19 protein-coding genes and 1 pseudogene are annotated in these 16,675 nt (G+C 61.2%); 11 read left to right on the forward strand and 9 right to left on the reverse strand.

The window, feature by feature from the left end:
• Positions 1-13 precede the first annotated feature (13 nt).
• The gene (locus IFT76_RS04960; RefSeq protein ID WP_122479237.1) at positions 14-340 is read right to left on the reverse strand and encodes an aspartate-semialdehyde dehydrogenase; all 327 of its coding nucleotides are present in this window, start codon (positions 338-340) and stop codon (positions 14-16) included.
• Between the two features lie 190 nt (positions 341-530).
• Here IFT76_RS04960 and metG point away from each other — a divergent pair, with 190 nt between their 5' ends.
• From metG to IFT76_RS04980, 4 genes and pseudogenes are all read left to right on the forward strand, one after another.
• On the forward strand, positions 531-2,582 hold the full coding sequence (metG, locus tag IFT76_RS04965; protein ID WP_192057552.1) for a methionine--tRNA ligase: 2,052 nt from the start codon (positions 531-533) through the stop codon (positions 2,580-2,582).
• Positions 2,583-2,689: 107 nt separating this feature from the next.
• Positions 2,690-3,505: pseudogene (locus tag IFT76_RS04970) on the forward strand (RnfABCDGE type electron transport complex subunit B); the annotation flags it as partial.
• Positions 3,506-3,542: 37 nt separating this feature from the next.
• Positions 3,543-4,181 carry an endonuclease III gene (gene nth / locus IFT76_RS04975; RefSeq protein WP_122479240.1) on the forward strand — a complete coding sequence of 213 codons (639 nt, stop codon included), beginning with the start codon at positions 3,543-3,545 and terminating at the stop codon, positions 4,179-4,181.
• 106 nt (positions 4,182-4,287) lie between these two features.
• A complete protein-coding gene (locus tag IFT76_RS04980) occupies positions 4,288-4,467 on the forward strand; it encodes a PA3496 family putative envelope integrity protein (protein WP_192053803.1) in 180 nt (59 codons plus the stop codon).
• A gap of 21 nt (positions 4,468-4,488) precedes the next feature.
• Here IFT76_RS04980 and IFT76_RS04985 read toward each other — a convergent pair whose 3' ends face one another.
• On the reverse strand, positions 4,489-5,115 hold the full coding sequence (locus IFT76_RS04985) for a response regulator transcription factor (protein ID WP_122479241.1): 627 nt from the start codon (positions 5,113-5,115) through the stop codon (positions 4,489-4,491).
• 470 nt (positions 5,116-5,585) lie between these two features.
• On the opposite strand from IFT76_RS04985, the gene IFT76_RS04990 reads away from it, so the two are divergent.
• Positions 5,586-6,134: a hypothetical protein gene (locus IFT76_RS04990; RefSeq protein ID WP_122479242.1), complete on the forward strand. Its 549-nt coding sequence runs from the start codon at positions 5,586-5,588 to the stop codon at positions 6,132-6,134.
• Positions 6,135-6,186: 52 nt separating this feature from the next.
• Here IFT76_RS04990 and IFT76_RS04995 read toward each other — a convergent pair whose 3' ends face one another.
• Both IFT76_RS04995 and IFT76_RS05000 read right to left on the reverse strand, forming a co-directional pair.
• Positions 6,187-7,404, reverse strand: a complete 1,218-nt coding sequence (locus IFT76_RS04995; protein ID WP_122479243.1) for an argininosuccinate synthase — start codon at positions 7,402-7,404, stop codon at positions 6,187-6,189.
• 96 nt (positions 7,405-7,500) lie between these two features.
• Positions 7,501-8,424, reverse strand: coding sequence for an OmpA family protein (locus IFT76_RS05000; RefSeq protein ID WP_192057554.1), 924 nt, complete (start codon positions 8,422-8,424; stop codon positions 7,501-7,503).
• Positions 8,425-8,554: 130 nt separating this feature from the next.
• On the opposite strand from IFT76_RS05000, the gene pyrC reads away from it, so the two are divergent.
• The 4 genes from pyrC to bfr all read left to right on the forward strand — a co-directional run bounded on the left by pyrC (position 8,555) and on the right by bfr (position 11,323).
• Complete coding sequence (gene pyrC, locus IFT76_RS05005; RefSeq protein ID WP_192057555.1) at positions 8,555-9,601, forward strand: dihydroorotase; 1,047 nt, start codon at positions 8,555-8,557, stop codon at positions 9,599-9,601.
• Entirely contained in the window at positions 9,598-10,272 is a 675-nt protein-coding gene (gene rnt, locus IFT76_RS05010; protein ID WP_122479246.1) for a ribonuclease T, read from the forward strand. Before pyrC ends, rnt begins: the two co-directional genes overlap by 4 nt.
• Before the next feature lie 153 nt (positions 10,273-10,425).
• Positions 10,426-10,647, forward strand: a complete 222-nt coding sequence (locus tag IFT76_RS05015) for a bacterioferritin-associated ferredoxin (RefSeq protein ID WP_122479247.1) — start codon at positions 10,426-10,428, stop codon at positions 10,645-10,647.
• A gap of 199 nt (positions 10,648-10,846) precedes the next feature.
• Positions 10,847-11,323 carry a bacterioferritin gene (bfr, locus tag IFT76_RS05020; protein WP_122713240.1) on the forward strand — a complete coding sequence of 159 codons (477 nt, stop codon included), beginning with the start codon at positions 10,847-10,849 and terminating at the stop codon, positions 11,321-11,323.
• A gap of 102 nt (positions 11,324-11,425) precedes the next feature.
• On the opposite strand, the gene grxD is transcribed toward bfr, so the two are convergent.
• Together grxD and IFT76_RS05030 are read right to left on the reverse strand one after the other, a co-directional pair.
• Positions 11,426-11,767, reverse strand: a complete 342-nt coding sequence (gene grxD, locus IFT76_RS05025; protein ID WP_043187303.1) for a Grx4 family monothiol glutaredoxin — start codon at positions 11,765-11,767, stop codon at positions 11,426-11,428.
• 134 nt (positions 11,768-11,901) lie between these two features.
• On the reverse strand, positions 11,902-12,195 hold the full coding sequence (locus IFT76_RS05030) for a hypothetical protein (RefSeq protein WP_122479249.1): 294 nt from the start codon (positions 12,193-12,195) through the stop codon (positions 11,902-11,904).
• 279 nt (positions 12,196-12,474) lie between these two features.
• Here IFT76_RS05030 and argF point away from each other — a divergent pair, with 279 nt between their 5' ends.
• Entirely contained in the window at positions 12,475-13,395 is a 921-nt protein-coding gene (gene argF / locus IFT76_RS05035) for an ornithine carbamoyltransferase (RefSeq protein WP_192057556.1), read from the forward strand.
• Positions 13,392-14,477, forward strand: coding sequence for an ABC transporter ATP-binding protein (locus IFT76_RS05040; RefSeq protein ID WP_192057557.1), 1,086 nt, complete (start codon positions 13,392-13,394; stop codon positions 14,475-14,477). Before argF ends, IFT76_RS05040 begins: the two co-directional genes overlap by 4 nt.
• Before the next feature lie 70 nt (positions 14,478-14,547).
• On the opposite strand, the gene IFT76_RS05045 is transcribed toward IFT76_RS05040, so the two are convergent.
• The 3 genes from IFT76_RS05045 to IFT76_RS05055 form a co-directional block, all read right to left on the reverse strand.
• Positions 14,548-14,994 (reverse strand): Hsp20 family protein, encoded by a 447-nt coding sequence (locus tag IFT76_RS05045; protein WP_122479252.1) that lies wholly within the window; start codon positions 14,992-14,994, stop codon positions 14,548-14,550.
• A 151-nt stretch (positions 14,995-15,145) separates the two neighbouring features.
• Entirely contained in the window at positions 15,146-16,090 is a 945-nt protein-coding gene (locus IFT76_RS05050; RefSeq protein ID WP_122479253.1) for a tRNA dihydrouridine synthase, read from the reverse strand.
• Between the two features lie 118 nt (positions 16,091-16,208).
• On the reverse strand, positions 16,209-16,646 hold the full coding sequence (locus IFT76_RS05055; protein ID WP_122479254.1) for an acyl-CoA thioesterase: 438 nt from the start codon (positions 16,644-16,646) through the stop codon (positions 16,209-16,211).
• Positions 16,647-16,675 lie beyond the last annotated feature (29 nt).

Consider the following 16,675-nt stretch of genomic DNA (forward strand, 5'->3'; position numbering starts at 1 on the left):
CGAACGGCTCTGACTAGACCTGGATATCGACCCACAGCCCCTGGCGCGGCGGGTCCTCGACCAAAGGCGCCACCGGAACCGTATTGTCGGCGTTGAGCGAGTCACCCGGCACCGGCGTGTGCTCGTCGGGGTCTGGCTGCCGGCCCTCACGCTGGCGTCGTCGCTGCTCCTCGCGCAGGAGCAGGGCGGTCTGGTCGGCATCGTGATGGCGCAGGTCGATGGCGGTTTCGTTCGAGCCGGGCTGGGCTGGCGCGACCGGCGCGATGCTGGGCGTGGACTTGACCGGGTCCAGTTGCGAGGTCACCGGCACGACGCTGATCGGGATCAGGGGCGGAATCATGAGGGAAGTCTCCTAATCTCAGGTTGTCGGCCGTCCTCGCAGCGACTTGAGGCATTTTGTCGCATTGGCATGATCGCACTGACGCGGACGGATCACCGAACGCTGCTCGCAAGCCCTGACAACAGGTGAAAAAATCCCTTGGCCCCTTTATAGTGTTCGGTCTTCGTTTCACTTCCAGTAGCCGAGCCCCATGTCCGAGCCACGCAAGATTCTCGTCACCAGCGCCCTGCCCTATGCCAACGGTTCCATCCACCTTGGCCATATGCTGGAGTACATCCAGACCGATATGTGGGTGCGCTTCCAGAAGCATCGCGGCAATCAGTGCGTCTATGTCTGTGCAGATGACGCCCATGGCTCGGCCATCATGCTGCGCGCGGAAAAGGAAGGCATCACGCCGGAACAGCTGATCGCCAACGTCAAGGCCGAGCACAGCGCCGACTTCGCCGACTTCCTGGTGGACTTCGACAATTTCCACTCCACCCACTGTGAAGAAAACCGCGAGCTGTCGAGCGAGATCTACCTGAAACTGCGCGAAGCCGGTCATATTGCCCAGCGTTCGGTCACCCAGTACTTCGACCCGCAGAAGCAGATGTTCCTGGCCGACCGCTTCATCAAGGGCACCTGTCCCAAGTGTGCGGCAGCCGACCAGTACGGCGACAACTGCGAAAAGTGCGGCGCCACCTACGCACCCACCGAGCTCAAGGATCCGAAATCGGCGATCTCGGGCGCCACGCCCGTACTCAAGGATTCCCAGCACTTCTTCTTCAAGTTGCCTGACTTCCAGCAGATGCTCGAAGGCTGGACTCGCAGCGGCACCTTGCAGGACGCAGTGGCCAACAAGATCGCCGAGTGGCTCGATGCCGGCCTGCAGGAGTGGGACATTTCCCGCGACGCGCCGTATTTCGGCTTCGAGATTCCCGGCGAGCCAGGCAAGTATTTCTACGTGTGGCTGGATGCGCCGATCGGCTACATGGCCAGCTTCAAGAACCTCTGCGCCCGCCGCCCCGAACTCGACTTCGATGCGTACTGGGGCAAGGATTCGACGGCAGAGCTGTACCACTTCATCGGCAAGGACATCATCAACTTCCATGCGCTGTTCTGGCCAGCCATGCTCGAAGGCGCCGGCTACCGCAAGCCGACCGCGCTGAACGTGCACGGCTTCCTCACGGTCAATGGCGAGAAGATGTCCAAGTCGCGCGGCACCTTCATCAAGGCCCGTACCTACCTGGATCACCTGGCACCCGAATACCTGCGCTACTACTTCGCATCGAAGCTGGGCCGTGGCGTGGACGACCTGGACGTCAACCTCGATGACTTCGTGCAGAAGGTCAACTCCGACCTGGTGGGCAAGGTGGTCAACATCGCCAGCCGCTGCGCCGGTTTCGTCCACAAGGGCAACGACGGCGTGCTGGTCACCGTCAATGCCGCGCCGGAGCTGACCCAGGCGTTCCTCGATGCGACGCCAAGCATCGCCGAAGCCTATGAAGTCCGCGACTTCGCCCGTGCCATGCGCGAAATCATGGCACTGGCCGACCGTGCCAACGCCTGGATTGCCGAGAAAGCGCCGTGGTCGCTGGCCAAGCAGGAAGGCCGCGGCGACGAGGTACAGGCCGTCTGTGCGGTGGGCATCAACCTGTTCCGTCAGCTGATCATCTTCCTCAAGCCGGTATTGCCCGAGCTGGCCCGCGAAGCCGAACGCTTCCTCAATGTCGAACCCCTGAGCTGGGACGACCATGCCACATGGCTCGCCGACCATCGACTCAACCCGTTCCAGGCCTTGATGACCCGTATCGACCCGGTCAAGGTGCAGGCGATGACCGATGCCTCCAAGCAAGACCTCGCCGCTGCCCAGGATCCTGTCGCACCTGCGCCCGCCACCGGCAACGGCGAGCTGACCAAGGAACCACTGGCCGCCGAGATCGACTTCGACGCCTTTGCCGCGGTCGACCTGCGTGTCGCGCTGATCCTCAAGGCCGAAGCGGTGGAAGGCGCAGACAAGCTGCTGCGTTTGACCCTGGACATCGGCGATGAACAGCGCAACGTCTTCTCCGGGATCAAGAGCGCCTATCCTGACCCGGCCGCGCTGGAAGGTCGATTGACCATGATGATTGCCAACCTCAAGCCTCGCAAGATGCGCTTCGGCATCTCCGAAGGCATGGTCATGGCAGCGGGCCCTGGCGGCGAAGAAATCTACCTGCTCAGCCCCGACAGCGGCGCCAAGCCCGGCCAGCGCATCAAATAGGTCCGCGGCTCGCGCACCCTGCCCGTCATCTTCAGCGCATGACGACGGGCCAGGCTGCTGCCAACGTCACCCTTGCCATCTGCCCTCATCCGCACTCCGGCCGGCCCATGACCCTGATCCAACGCATCGACGCATTGCTGCCGCAGACTCAATGCGGCAAATGTGGCCATGCCGGCTGCAAGCCCTACGCGGCCGGTATTGCCGCCGGTGAACCGATCAACCGTTGCCCGCCAGGGGGTGATTCGACCATCGTCGCCCTGGCGCAGTTGCTGCAGTTGCCGGTACTGGCACCGGACCCGGAACGCGGCACGGCACCCGCCCAGGTCGCCTACATACGCGAGGCGGAATGCATCGGCTGTACCAAATGCATTCAAGCCTGCCCGGTGGACGCCATTCTCGGCGCGGCCAAGTTGATGCACAGCGTACTGGCAGACGAATGCACGGGTTGCGACCTGTGCGTGGCGCCCTGCCCCGTCGACTGCATCGAGATGCGCCCGGCGCCGACATCGGCTTTCACGTCGCTGGCGAGCGACCCTTCGTGCGGTCCCGAACAGCAACGCGCTCGGCTGCGAAAGCGCGGTCAGGCCCGACAACGCTACCAGGCCCGCAACGAGCGCTTGCAACGGGTCGAGACTGCCCGACAGGCCGAGCGAGCGCCAAGGCCCCTGCGTTCAGCGACCGTTGCGCTAGCGCAGGGCCCAGCCCTGTCGGCACTCGAACGGATCAAGGCAGCGAAGGCGGCCAAGGCCAGCGGTGGCGATAGCGCCCTGAAACAGGCGAAGATTGCCGTGGCCATGACCCGCGCACAGCTGGTGAAAACCCGGAAGGCTTTCGTGACCCCGCCAACATTCGAGCAATTCCTCGTGCTCGACACCTTGGGCCGCGAGCATGAGGCCGCCGAACGTCAGCTCGCCGCACTGCAAACACTCTAGCCCAGCCTGCCAAGGATCTATTCACCCGATGAACGCGACGAAACGCCAGGAAATCTTCCGTCGACTGCACGAAGACAATCCAGAGCCCAAGACGGAACTGGCCTATGGGTCTGCCTTCGAGCTGCTGATCGCCGTCATTCTCTCTGCACAATCCACTGACGTGGGCGTGAACAAGGCCACCGCGAAATTATTCCCCGTCGCACCGACTCCCCAGGCGATGCATGCGCTGGGCGTCGAAGGGCTGTCGAGCTACATCAAGACCATCGGCCTGTACAACAGCAAGGCGCGCAATGTCATCGAAACCTGCCGCCTGCTCGTGGAACGGCACGACGGCCAGGTGCCGCAGACCCGCGAAGCTCTCGAAGCGCTGCCTGGCGTTGGACGCAAGACCGCCAACGTGGTGCTCAATACGGCGTTTCGGCAACTGACCATGGCCGTCGACACTCACATATTTCGTGTCAGCAACCGCACCGGGATCGCGCCGGGGAAAAACGTGGTCGAGGTCGAGCAGAAACTGATGAAGTTCGTGCCCCGCGCGTACCTGCTCGACTCGCACCACTGGCTGATCCTGCACGGACGCTACGTTTGTCAGGCGCGAAAGCCCCGCTGTGGTAGCTGTCGCATCGAAGACCTGTGTGAATACAAGCACAAGACCAGCGACGATTGAGGTTGCCTGTAAGAGCTCAGCTCTCGATTGAAAAAATCTTTTTTACGCCGTCTTCGAATATCGCTATAAGGTCCGCCATTGGCAGCACATGCCTGGAGCTGACATCATGAGTACCGATAACGAAGTGCTGGAAACGGAAGACGACTTCACCACCGTAGAAAGTGAAGAAGCCGAGCCCGTCGTCGAGCCCGTCAAGAGCAATCTGAGCAAGCGCCGTACGATCGATAACCTGCTCGAGGAAAAACGTCTGCAACGGCAGTTGGCTGACTACGATTTCGATATATAGGCCACATGGCTTGCCTGCAGATCAGGCCAACCCATTGCGCTGAGCCAACTCGATCAGGTCGACGAGCGAGCGAGCATTGAGTTTCTGCAGCAGGCGCGTCTTGTAGGTACTCACGGTCTTGTTGCTGAGGAACATGCCGTCGGCGATCTGCTTGTTCGACTTGCCCTTGGCCAATTGCTGCAACACCATCATTTCTCGCCCGGACAGGCGATCCACCATATCGGCTTCCGAGGCATTGCCCAGGCTCGCTCGCACCGAGTGCAACGCCTGATTGGGGAAATAGCTGTAGCCGGACAATACGGCCTTGATCGCACTGAGCAGTTCGGTGAGGTCCTGCTGTTTGCACACGTAGCCCGCCGCACCTGCCTGCATGCAACGCATGGAGAAATGCCCCGGTGCCTGCGAAGTCAGCACCAGCACCTTGAGCTGAGGCTCGCTGACCGTGAGCCGACCGATGACTTCCAGCCCGTCGAGCTTGGGAATACCGATATCGAGAATGACGATGTCCGGGGCGTGGTCACGGGCCAGTTGCAACGCGTCGACGCCGTTGTCGGTCTCGGCCACTACCTCGTAGCCGTGGCGCTCCATCAGCAACCGCACGGCGAGGCGGATGACCGGATGGTCGTCCACGATCAGCACTTTATTCATGGGAAGATCCAATTTTCGCTGTTCGAATTCTAGAGCCCGCACATTACCCCAGACAACTGCCGCCTTGGACGATAGAGAATCTGGGCAGGCAATAACTAAGACACTTCCTACAACACCCGACGAATATTCCTACATATTAAGCCGGTGAAAATTTCTGTACAGTGTTTGGCGGCATCGAGCTCTGCTTATAAAACCAAGGAGCAGGAGCATTGCATAATTGACCAGCCGCTTCAATTGAGCCGTGCACCTCGAACCGGCCAAGCTGTTGCAGGATAAATACCGGCAATCGATCTACACAACTTCAGCTGGAAAACACCGGGCCAGAGCCTTGGCGACCGCGTGCAGCGGCGCATGCCCGTGGGCACCACGACAGCGGCAGGCAGATAACTATGCATCCTGCGCGGCCCGGCGACCCTACTACTATCGTTGGCCCAGCAACTACCGGCCGGACACGGCCCTGCGAGGCACACGTGGCTAACAAGAAGATCACCCGTCCCAATCCGCTGGGCGTCATCGCGCTGTTCACGGCCATGGTCGAGGCATCGGCCTTGGCGAGCCTGCCGTTTCTGGACGACACCAGCCAGACCATCTATATATGGTTTCTGGTAGGCTTTCCAACTTTCCTGGCCATTCTTTTCTTTGCAACGCTCAACTTCAATCGACGTGCACTTTACTCGCCCTCGGACTTCGAGAGTTCAGCGTATTTTCTTGAAAGTCTCGACAACGAAGTGGACGCTTATAAATACCGAGCCGATAACCGGGTACGCCTGGCGCACAATGATCTGCATATCATCGACACCAGCACGTTGCCCACGCGTACCCGCGTGGCAGCCCATCTGGAACGGCTGGCTGATATTCTGGAAACGCGCAAGCACGTCCGACCGTTATTGATCGTGCTGGTGGGCCAGGCTGCACCGCCACCCTTGCCCAGTGCACTGGTCACGCGCCTGACCGGGCTGCATTGCCAAGTGGCGGCGCTGCAGCCCGGTCGTTTGAAGTGGACGGTACTGCTGAGCTGATCGATAAAAAAACCCCGGTCGAAACCGGGGTTGACGACACGCCTGCGCTGTATCAGAACAGCGTGCGGCCCTTGTTGGCGGCAATACGCATGCGCAGAGCGTTGAGCTTGATGAAGCCTGCGGCATCGGCCTGATTGTAGGCGCCGCCATCTTCCTCGAAGGTCGCGATGTTGGCGTCGAACAGCGAATCGTCGGACTTGCGACCGGTAACGATCACATTGCCCTTGTACAGCTTGAGTCGGACCACACCGTTCACGTTGACCTGCGAGGCGTCGATCATCTGTTGCAGCATCAGACGTTCAGGACTCCACCAGTAGCCGGTGTAGATCAAGCTGGCGTACTTGGGCATCAGCTCGTCCTTGAGGTGGGCCACTTCGCGATCCAGGGTGATGGATTCGATCGCACGGTGGGCGCGCAGCATGATGGTGCCGCCCGGAGTTTCGTAGCAACCACGGGACTTCATCCCCACGTAGCGGTTCTCGACGATATCCAGGCGGCCGATGCCGTGCTCGCCGCCGATGCGGTTCAGCGTCGCCAGCACGGTCGCGGGGGTCATGTCGACGCCATCCAGCGCGACGATGTCACCATTGCGGAAGGTCAGCTCCAGGTACTGTGGGGTGTCCGGGGCGTTCTCCGGCGAGACGGTCCAACGCCACATATCTTCTTCGTGCTCGGTCCAGGTGTCTTCCAGCACACCGCCCTCGTAGGAAATGTGCAGCAGGTTGGCGTCCATCGAGTACGGCGATTTCTTCTTGCCGTGGCGCTCGATCGGAATGTTGTGCTTTTCGGCGTAGTCCATCAGCTTTTCACGGGAGAGCAGATCCCATTCACGCCATGGTGCGATGACCTTGACGCCGGGCTTGAGTGCATAGGCGCCCAGTTCGAAGCGCACCTGGTCGTTGCCCTTGCCGGTGGCGCCGTGGGAAATGGCATCAGCACCGGTTTCATTGGCGATTTCGATCAGGCGCTTGGCGATCAGCGGACGAGCGATGGACGTACCCAACAGGTACTCGCCTTCGTAAACGGTGTTGGCGCGAAACATCGGGAACACGAAGTCACGCACGAATTCTTCGCGCAGATCGTCGATGTAGATTTCTTTCACGCCCATGGCCTGTGCCTTGGCGCGGGCCGGTTCGACCTCTTCGCCCTGACCCAGGTCGGCAGTGAAGGTCACCACTTCACAGTTATAAGTATCCTGCAGCCACTTGAGGATCACCGAAGTGTCCAGGCCGCCGGAATACGCCAGAACGACCTTGTTTACGTCCGCCATGCCATCACTCCACGGGTTCTACGGAAAGCCGTCGATTCTACCGCCCAAGGCCGCGAATTTACAGGGGCGCGACAGCTTTGGTTGAACAAGCGACAATCACAAAGGCTTGGCAGGGGGTTTTTCCGTGGCCAGAACGGCGGGCGAATCGGTAGCTGGGGTGACGTTCGGGGCCGCTTCGGCTCGGCTCAACTCAATGCTCACACGGCGGTTGCGCGCCCGATTGGCAGCTGTGTTGTTGGTCACCAGCGGGTAGCTTTCGCCATGGAAGCGCAAGGTGATCTGGCTGTCGCTCAAGCCATGGGCCAGCAGGTATTCCTGCACGGCCATGGCCCGACGCCTGGACAGATCGCGATTGACCAGGCGGTTGCCGCTGTTGTCCGAGTGCCCGTCGAGCTGAACGTGATTGACGCTCGGATCGGCCTTCATGAAAGCCAGCAGCTTGTCCAGGCGCGCCTTGGCCGCCCCATCGAGCTCGAGGTTGCGGGGAAAGCCTACTTCGCTCAGGCGGATCTGGTCGTAGTTCATCGGCATCAACTTTGCTGCACAGGCCTGGTACTCGCCGAAAGCCTGGCCGAAACGCGCCGAGAGCAGGCGGATCTCCACCGGCTGGCCGCCTCCGGACTGGCTGCGTACCAGGGTCATGCGACCCTCAAGCAGGCCATTGATCAAGCCGCTGGCCTGGCTTTGCGAGCTGGTGAGCAGGGCTTCGCCATGGCCCAGGCGTACGCTGCCCAGATTGATGTCGCCGCGACCGGGTTGCCACGGTGCCGCAGCCGCAATCAGCGTGGCAGAACCCGTGCCCAGCAGGCGGCTGGCGGAAGTCAGGCGAAACACGGCCTGCTCGCCGGCACGGCGGACGAATTCGGCCGAACCGAAATTGGTCACCGGCTGGCCCAGGCGGCATTCGAACTGGTCACCCGCGACCTTCCACTCGACGTTCTCCAGACGGGTCTGGAAATTCATCGCCAGGGCCGGAAGGCTGGCAAACACACTGAGCAGGGCAATATAACGCTGGCGCACGACAGGCTCCACGGGTTCGAACAGGGTACTTCCAAGGTATCGGACATGGCCTGCAAAACTTGATAGCGGATGCCGTGCACGGCGTTTTCCGGTAGCATTCGCGGCGAGTTCGAACCGCCTGGAATCCCCAATGTCCGACCGCCTGACCCTTCTGCGTCCCGACGACTGGCACATTCATCTTCGTGATGGTGCCGTGCTGCCGCATACCGTGGCCGATGTATCGCGAATCTTCGCCCGCGCCATCGTCATGCCCAACCTGGTACCGCCGGTGCGCACCGCCGCCGAAGCCGATGCCTATCGCCAGCGCATCCTTGCCGCACGCCCTGCAGGCAGCGCCTTCGAACCGCTGATGACCTTGTACCTGACCGATCGCACCAGCGCTGCCGACATCCGCGCCGCCAAGGCCAGCGGCGTCGTCAAGGCGGCCAAGATGTACCCGGCCGGCGCCACTACCAATTCCGATTCCGGGGTGACCAGCCTGGACAACATCACCGAGGCGCTCGAAGCCCTCAGCGATGCCGGCATGCCGCTGCTGATCCACGGCGAGGTCACCCGTGGTGATGTCGACGTGTTCGACCGCGAAAAGATCTTCATCGACGAGCACATGCGCCGGCTGGTAGAGCGCTTTCCCGCGCTCAAGGTGGTGTTCGAGCACATCACCACGGCCGAGGCTGCCGAATTCGTCAAGGCCGCGCCGGCCAATGTCGCGGCGACCATCACCCCGCAGCACCTGCTGTACAACCGCAACCACATGCTGGTGGGCGGCATCCGCCCGCACTTCTATTGCCTGCCGATTCTCAAGCGCAATACGCACCAGGTTGCCTTGCTCGACGCCGCCACCAGCGGCAGCACCAAGTTCTTCCTGGGCACCGATTCGGCGCCCCACGCGCAGCATGCCAAGGAGGCGGCCTGTGGCTGCGCCGGCTGCTACAGCGCCTTCGCCGGTATCGAGCTGTACGCCGAGGCGTTCGAGCAGCGTGATGCGCTGGACAAGCTGGAAGGCTTCGCCAGCCTGCATGGCCCGGACTTCTACGGCCTGCCGCGCAACACCGACACCATTACCCTGGTCCGCGACGAGTGGACCGCCCCAACCAGCCTGCCATTCGGTGAGCAGGTAGTCATCCCGCTGCGCGCCGGTGAAAAACTGCGCTGGCGCCTGCTGGAGAAAGATGCGTGAGTGAAGACAACTACGACGACGAAGACACGGGCGGTTCGGGCACTGGCTCGCGCCATCCCATGGCCGCACGTTTCCGCGGCTACCTGCCGGTAGTCGTGGACGTGGAGACGGGCGGCTTCAACTGCGCCACCGACGCCCTGCTGGAAATCGCCGCAACGACCATCGGCATGGACGAGAAAGGCTTCGTCTTTGCCGACCATACCTACTTCTTCCGCGTCGAGCCGTTCGAGGGGGCCAACGTCGAGGCCGCTGCGCTGGAGTTCACCGGTATCAAGCTGGACCACCCCCTGCGCATGGCCGTCAGCGAAGAGACAGCGTTGACCGACATCTTCCGCGGCATCCGCAAGGCGCTGAAGGCCAACGGTTGCAAGCGCGCGATCCTGGTGGGCCACAACAGCAGTTTCGACCTCGGCTTCCTCAATGCCGCGGTTGCGCGTACCGAAATGAAACGCAACCCGTTCCATCCCTTTTCCAGCTTCGACACCGCTACCCTGGCAGGGCTTGCCTACGGCCAGACCGTCCTGGCCAAGGCGTGCCAGGCCGCCGATATCGATTTCGACGGGCGCGAGGCTCACTCGGCTCGCTACGACACGGAGAAGACCGCCGAGCTGTTCTGCGGCATCGTCAATCGCTGGAAGCAGATGGGCGGCTGGCAGGATTTCAACGATTGAACCGGTGCAGCAGGGAACGTCGAGAACGATCGACGGCCCCTGCTGCAACCGTTCATCGCTTGTGCCAAACGTAGTCGCGAGTTGCTTTGACAAGCATTCTCATTAACATTAGGATCGTCCGCATTGAAACCAACACAGCGGCGGTTCTTACGTATGTATGTCTGTCTTTGCCAGGGTGTCACCGATGGTCAGATTCGCGATGCGATCTACGAAGGCTGCTGCAGCTTTCGTGACGTGCGTGAAACCCTCGGCGTGGCCACGCAGTGCGGTAAATGTGCCTGCCTAGCCAAAGAAGTGGTACGCGATACCCTGACTCAAATCCAGACCGCTCAAGCCTCTGCACTGCCCTACCCAGCAGAATTTACACCCGCGTGAAACCACCGTCTTTGAAGAAACCGGGCCCCGCCCGGTTTTTTTATGTCTGGAATACAACGACTTAGCAACAAACGCGGAACTCAGTCATTCTTATTCCGATTAATTTTCATATAGTATTCAATAACTTAGGTTTGACATGCTTAGTTCCTGAGGCCAAACTTCACGCCATTACTCCTATACCCGCGCAGGCTCTCTGATCATGAAAGGCGATATCAGCGTCATCCAGCATCTCAACAGGATCCTCGGAAACGAGCTGGTCGCCATCAACCAGTACTTCCTGCATGCCCGCATGTACGAAGACTGGGGCCTGAACAAGCTGGGCAAGCACGAATACAAGGCGTCGATCGACGCAATGAAATACGCCGACAAGCTGATCAAGCGCGTGCTGTTCCTCGAGGGCATTCCCAACCTGCAGGAACTGGGCAAGATTCTGATTGGTGAACACGCCGGTGAAATGCTGGCCTGCGATCTCAAGATCGAATACAAGGGCCTGGGCGATCTGAAAGGCGCCATCGCTCATTGCGAAACCGCTGGCGACTTCGGCAGCCGCGAAATGCTCGAAGACATCCTTGAAGGCAAGGAAGAACAGATCGACTGGCTGGAGACTCAACTGAGCCTGATCGACAAGGTCGGGATCGAGAATTACCTGCAGTCGAGCATGGGCGAAGAAAGCTGAGTCTTCCCAACCCTGACGCGAAACCATGAAAAAGCCCCGCGCTGTGTGAACAGGCGGGGCTTTTTCATGGCTGGCTGGCACCCAGGCCAGCCAGCAAGCGGATCACGCGTCGGCTTTGGGCTGTGCGGCCTTGGCCGAAGCGTCCTTGACCAGCGTCTGCAATTCACCGTTGGCGGCCATTTCGGCCACGATGTCGCTACCGCCTACCAGCTCGCCGGCCACCCACAGCTGCGGGAAAGTCGGCCAGTTGGCGTACTTGGGCAGGTTTGCACGGATTTCCGGGTTCTGCAGGATGTCGACGTAGGCGAACTTTTCGCCACAGGCCATGATCGCCTGCGAAGCCTTGGCCGAGAAACCGCACTGGGGCGCATTCGGCGAGCCTTTCATGTAAAGCAGGATTGTGTTGTTGGCAATCTGCTCTTTGATCGTTTCGATAATATCCATGGAGCACCTCGCTCGGCTTGTATATCCGACTCAGTCGTCGGCACGGTGAGGCATTGTAACGGAAAGCCGAGCGCTACGCTCGGGCTCTTGCGCTGACCGTTGCTCAGAGCGAAGGCGTTGCCAGGTGTGCCGAACTAGTTCAGCGGCAGCGAAGGTGGCAGTGCCTGCAGCTGGATTTCCAGGACAGTTTCGACTTCTTCCTGGGCGACATGCACACCGGTCAATTCGCCGATGAGGCGCCAGTGGTCGTCCAGGCCGGTGCTGATGGTCGCCATGCGATCGATCATGTGCTTGCCGGCCGAGCGTGTGACCTCGTCGGAACTGCGCAGCAGTTCGAACGACATCGAGGTCATGGATGCCGTCAGGTGGGTCAGGGTGCGCGCGGTCAGGCCGAGCAGCTCCAGCAGTTGTTGTTCTTTCGATTCCATTCCGCAAACTCCGTGTGTTTCCCAAGACGCATTTATAACCCACGCCCGATGTTTAGGAAACGTCAGATGGTCGGGCGAAACATCCAGCTATCGAAACCCTGTGAAACTTGTTGGCCCCGTTCAAAACTGCAGTGGCTGTTGGTAAAAGGCGACAGTTCCTTATAGGATGGCGCCTTCCCTTATTTCGTCGCCCCGTGCGGCTTTCGCCGCAGGTCTCACTCGTTTTTCCGAAAAACCTGTTTTCGAGTACCTGCGGTCCGTGGCAAAAGGTAGTCAATGATGAGCGCAAGGCACTTTCTCTCCCTTATGGATTGCACGCCCGAAGAGCTAATCAGCATCATTCGTCGAGGCATCGAGCTCAAGGACCTGCGCCAGCGCAGCGTGCTTTTCGAACCCTTGAAGAACCGCGTACTGGGCATGATCTTCGAGAAATCGTCGACGCGTACCCGCCTGTCCTTCGAAGCCGGCATGATCCAGCTCGGCGGCCAGGCGATTTTCCTGTCCCCGCGCGATACACAGCTGGGCCGTGGCGAGTCCATCGGCGACTGTGCCATTGTCATGTCGCGCATGCTCGATGCGGTGATGATCCGCACCTACGCCCACCAGACACTGACCGAGTTCGCCGCCAATTCGCGGGTACCGGTGATCAACGGCCTGTCCGATGACCTGCATCCTTGCCAGCTGCTGGCCGACATGCAGACGTTCCTAGAACACCGTGGTGCCATTCAAGGCAAGACAGTGGCCTGGATCGGCGATGGCAACAACATGTGCCACAGCTATATAGAAGCGGCCATCCAGTTCGACTTCCAACTGCGCATTGCCTGCCCCGAAGGCTTCGAGCCCGACTCGCGATTCCTCGCCATGGCGCCGGACCGCGTCAGCGTGGTCCGCGATCCGCGCGAAGCCGTACGTGGTGCGCATCTGGTCAGCACCGACGTCTGGACCTCCATGGGCCAGGAAGAAGAAACCGCCCGCCGCCTGAAGCTGTTCAAGCCCTATCAGGTCAACCGCGAGCTGCTCGACCTGGCGGCCGACGACGCGTTGTTCATGCATTGCCTGCCTGCACATCGCGGCGAGGAAATCAGCCACGACGTACTCGACGACCCACGCGCCGTGGCCTGGGACCAGGCCGAGAACCGCCTGCATGCGCAGAAGGCGCTGCTGGAATTTCTGGTCGCTCCCGGATACCGTCCTGAATGAGCACCGCACTGCTGCTCGAACTGCGCAACCTGGCCTGCGGCTACGGCGCCCAACGCGTGGTGCAGAACCTCAATCTGCACCTTAATGCCGGCGATATCGGTTGCCTGCTTGGCTCCTCCGGATGCGGCAAGACCACGACCCTGCGCGCCATCGCCGGTTTCGAGCCGGTTCATGAAGGCGAGATCACGCTCGATGGCGAAATCATTTCCAAGGCCGGGCACACCCTGGCCCCGGAGAAACGTCGGATCGGCATGGTCTTTCAGGACTACGCGCTGTTTCCCCACCTGACCGTGGCCCAGAACATCGCCTTCGGCATTCGCAAGCACCCGCGTCAGGCACAGGTCATCGGCGACATGCTCGAACTGGTCAACCTGGGTGGCCTGGATGCGCGCTATCCCCATGAATTGTCGGGTGGCCAGCAACAGCGTGTCGCGCTGGCCCGAGCACTGGCGCCGGAGCCGCAGCTGCTGTTGCTGGACGAACCCTTCTCCAACCTTGACGTCGAGCTGCGCCGTCGCTTGAGTCACGAAGTGCGGGACATTCTCAAGCGCCGAGGTACCAGCGCGATCCTGGTCACCCATGATCAGGAAGAAGCCTTCGCCGTCAGCGATCATGTGGGCGTATTCAAGGAGGGTCGGCTGGAGCAGTGGGATACGCCGTACAACCTGTACCATGAACCCGCTACGCCGTTCGTGGCCAGCTTCATCGGCCAGGGCTATTTCATACGTGGTCAACTGCTGGATCCGGAGACGGTGGGTACCGAGCTGGGTGCTCTGCGTGGCAACCGCGCCTATACATGGCCTGCCGGTAGCGCCGTCGATCTGCTGCTGCGTCCCGACGACATCGTGCACGCGCCCGACAGCTCGCTCAAGGCACGCATCGTCGGCAAGAGCTTCCAGGGCGCCGCTACCCTGTATCGCCTGCAGCTACCGACCGGCAGCCAACTTGAAGCCGTATTCCCCAGTCACCTGGACTATCAGCCAGGGGCCGAAGTTGGTATTCAGGTCGCCGCCGACCATCTGGTGTTGTTTCCTGCAGCAGGCAGTGTGCCGGTGCTGGCCGGCACGCGCCGACAGGCCTGACAACCCGAAGAATTTCAGGCAATAAAAAAGGGCGCCCCACCAGGCGCCCTTTCTTCTACGGCTTCAAGCGTTACTGCAGACGAGTCTGCGCGGATCCATTGATGGGGATCCGCTTGGCCTTGGCCTCTTCAGGCACGACACGCAGCAGGTCGATATTGAGCAGCCCGTTGTTCAACGCTGCGGCCTTGACCTCGATATGGTCGGCCAGGCGGAACGACAGCTTGAACGCGCGCTGGGCAATGCCCTGGTGCAGGTAGGTCACTGCACTGGTATCGGCGTCGCGCTTGCCACCACTGACGGTCAGTACGCCCTTCTCGACCTGCAGCTCCAGGTCTTCTTCCTGGAAGCCTGCGGCAGCGATGACGATCCGGTACTGATCATCGGCATGCTTTTCGACGTTGTAGGGTGGGTAGCTGCTGGCCGACTCGTTGCGTGCGGCAGACTCGAACAGGTCATTGAACCGATCGAAGCCCACGGAGTGGCGAAACAGTGGAGCAAGGGAAAATGCGGTAGTCATGTGTCTCTCCTGAATCTCAGCGAGTGGTTGTCTCCGCGACCCGAATTCGGCATCGCGTACCCCATAGATAGGGACCACCCAAGGGCTTTCAAGAGTTCGCACGAAAAAATTTTAACGGCGCAGCGATTTTTTCGTGCGGTAAGGCGACCCACTAGCCCGGCTGCAGCAGCCGTTCCACGGCGTCGCAATCCTGCTCGCGACGCACGAGGGTGAACAGCTCGGTCGCTTCGGGGTAGGTGCGGGTCAGCATGGCCAGCCACTGCTTGAGTCGGCCCGGTGCCTGGCGTGGTGTCAGTTGCGCACGGGCCTGGCGCCAGAATTCGCGGATCAATGGCAGCAGCTCGGACCAGGTCATGTCAGGCAGCTCGATGCCTTGCCGGGCCGCGACGATCTGCCGAGCCAGGTCGGGCCTGGACACCAGGCCACGACCGAGCATGAAGTCTTGCGCGCCACTGACCTCGCGACAGCGCCGCCAGTCGGCCACGGTCCAGATGTCGCCGTTGGCATAGACCGGCACCTTCACCACGTCCTGCACCTTGGCGACCCACTCCCAGTGCGCAGGCGGCTTGTAGCCATCGACCTTGGTCCGCGCGTGCACCACCAGCACATCCGCCCCGCCCTCGGCCAAGGCCGTGGCGCATTCGATGGCGCTGTCTGGGGTATCGAAACCCAGGCGCATCTTGGCCGTCACGGGGATGTGCGCAGGGACGGTGGCGCGCACTTCGCGCAGGATGCGGTGGAGCAACTCGGGCTCCTTGAGCAGCACCGCACCGCCACGGGATTTGTTCACCGTCTTGGCCGGGCAGCCGAAATTCAGATCAATCACAGGCGCGCCGAGGGTACAGGCGAACGCGGCGTTGTCGGCGAGGGCCGAGGGGTCGGAGCCAAGCAGTTGCACGCGCAGCGGCACCCCGGCGCGGGTCTTCGCACCGGTAAGCAGCTCGGGGCCGAACTTGTGATAGTAGGCGGCGGTGAGCACGCGCTCGTTGACGCGGATGAACTCGGTGACGCACCAGTCGATGCCGCCGACCTGGGTGAGGACGTCGCGCAGGATATCGTCGACCAACCCTTCCATGGGCGCCAAAGCTAATTGCATGGGGTAGTTCTCGGGCAGAGGCGTGAAAGGGAGCGGATTCTAGCAGAAAGCCTGCACATCGACGGCAGCGCTGCTACCCGATGGTGCCAACGCTTGATGGCTCTAGGACTCCAGGGCTCTAGGGCTCGATAGCTATCGCCGAGCCATACCCTTCCAGAAACTGCGGCGGCATGCGTTTGGGCTTGCCGCTGGACAGCTCGATGCACACGAAGGTAGTGCGGGCCCGCAGCAGCACCGCACCATCGCGCGGACGCAGCAGCTGGAATTGGCGTGTCATTTTCAGGCGGCGGTCCCAGTCGAGGATCCAGGTACCCAGGTGCAGCTCATCGCCTTCGTGGGCACTGGCCAGGTAGTCAATCTCATGGCGCACCACGGCCATGGCGCGATCCAACTGGCGATAGGTCGCAAGATCCAGACCCAGGTGCTGCGAGTGCTGCCAGGCACAGCGCTCGAGCCAGGTCACGTAGACTGCGTTGTTGGCATGCCCGAGGCCGTCGATGTCGTCGGACTGGACCTGGAGCTGGATAACGAAGGGGGTGGGCCGATCCCAGTTCATGGGCGCTCCTGAAGAATTGGGCGGTGGCG

The organism is Pseudomonas sp. CFBP 13727 (genome assembly GCF_014841915.1).
In the GTDB taxonomy this organism is placed as follows: Bacteria; Pseudomonadota; Gammaproteobacteria; order Pseudomonadales; family Pseudomonadaceae; genus Aquipseudomonas; species Aquipseudomonas baltica.

What these genes read in the sequence shown, in the direction of transcription:
- IFT76_RS04960 (WP_122479237.1), bottom strand. Translation starts at nt 340, where the DNA reads ATGATTCCGCCCCTGATCCCGATCAGCGTCGTGCCGGTGACCTCGCAA.
- metG (WP_192057552.1), top strand. Translation starts at nt 531, where the DNA reads ATGTCCGAGCCACGCAAGATTCTCGTCACCAGCGCCCTGCCCTATGCC.
- nth (WP_122479240.1), top strand. Translation starts at nt 3,543, where the DNA reads ATGAACGCGACGAAACGCCAGGAAATCTTCCGTCGACTGCACGAAGAC.
- IFT76_RS04980 (WP_192053803.1), top strand. Translation starts at nt 4,288, where the DNA reads ATGAGTACCGATAACGAAGTGCTGGAAACGGAAGACGACTTCACCACC.
- IFT76_RS04985 (WP_122479241.1), bottom strand. Translation starts at nt 5,115, where the DNA reads ATGAATAAAGTGCTGATCGTGGACGACCATCCGGTCATCCGCCTCGCC.
- IFT76_RS04995 (WP_122479243.1), bottom strand. Translation starts at nt 7,404, where the DNA reads ATGGCGGACGTAAACAAGGTCGTTCTGGCGTATTCCGGCGGCCTGGAC.
- pyrC (WP_192057555.1), top strand. Translation starts at nt 8,555, where the DNA reads ATGTCCGACCGCCTGACCCTTCTGCGTCCCGACGACTGGCACATTCAT.
- IFT76_RS05015 (WP_122479247.1), top strand. Translation starts at nt 10,426, where the DNA reads ATGTATGTCTGTCTTTGCCAGGGTGTCACCGATGGTCAGATTCGCGAT.
- bfr (WP_122713240.1), top strand. Translation starts at nt 10,847, where the DNA reads ATGAAAGGCGATATCAGCGTCATCCAGCATCTCAACAGGATCCTCGGA.
- grxD (WP_043187303.1), bottom strand. Translation starts at nt 11,767, where the DNA reads ATGGATATTATCGAAACGATCAAAGAGCAGATTGCCAACAACACAATC.
- IFT76_RS05030 (WP_122479249.1), bottom strand. Translation starts at nt 12,195, where the DNA reads ATGGAATCGAAAGAACAACAACTGCTGGAGCTGCTCGGCCTGACCGCG.
- argF (WP_192057556.1), top strand. Translation starts at nt 12,475, where the DNA reads ATGAGCGCAAGGCACTTTCTCTCCCTTATGGATTGCACGCCCGAAGAG.
- IFT76_RS05040 (WP_192057557.1), top strand. Translation starts at nt 13,392, where the DNA reads ATGAGCACCGCACTGCTGCTCGAACTGCGCAACCTGGCCTGCGGCTAC.
- IFT76_RS05045 (WP_122479252.1), bottom strand. Translation starts at nt 14,994, where the DNA reads ATGACTACCGCATTTTCCCTTGCTCCACTGTTTCGCCACTCCGTGGGC.
- IFT76_RS05050 (WP_122479253.1), bottom strand. Translation starts at nt 16,090, where the DNA reads ATGCAATTAGCTTTGGCGCCCATGGAAGGGTTGGTCGACGATATCCTG.
- IFT76_RS05055 (WP_122479254.1), bottom strand. Translation starts at nt 16,646, where the DNA reads ATGAACTGGGATCGGCCCACCCCCTTCGTTATCCAGCTCCAGGTCCAG.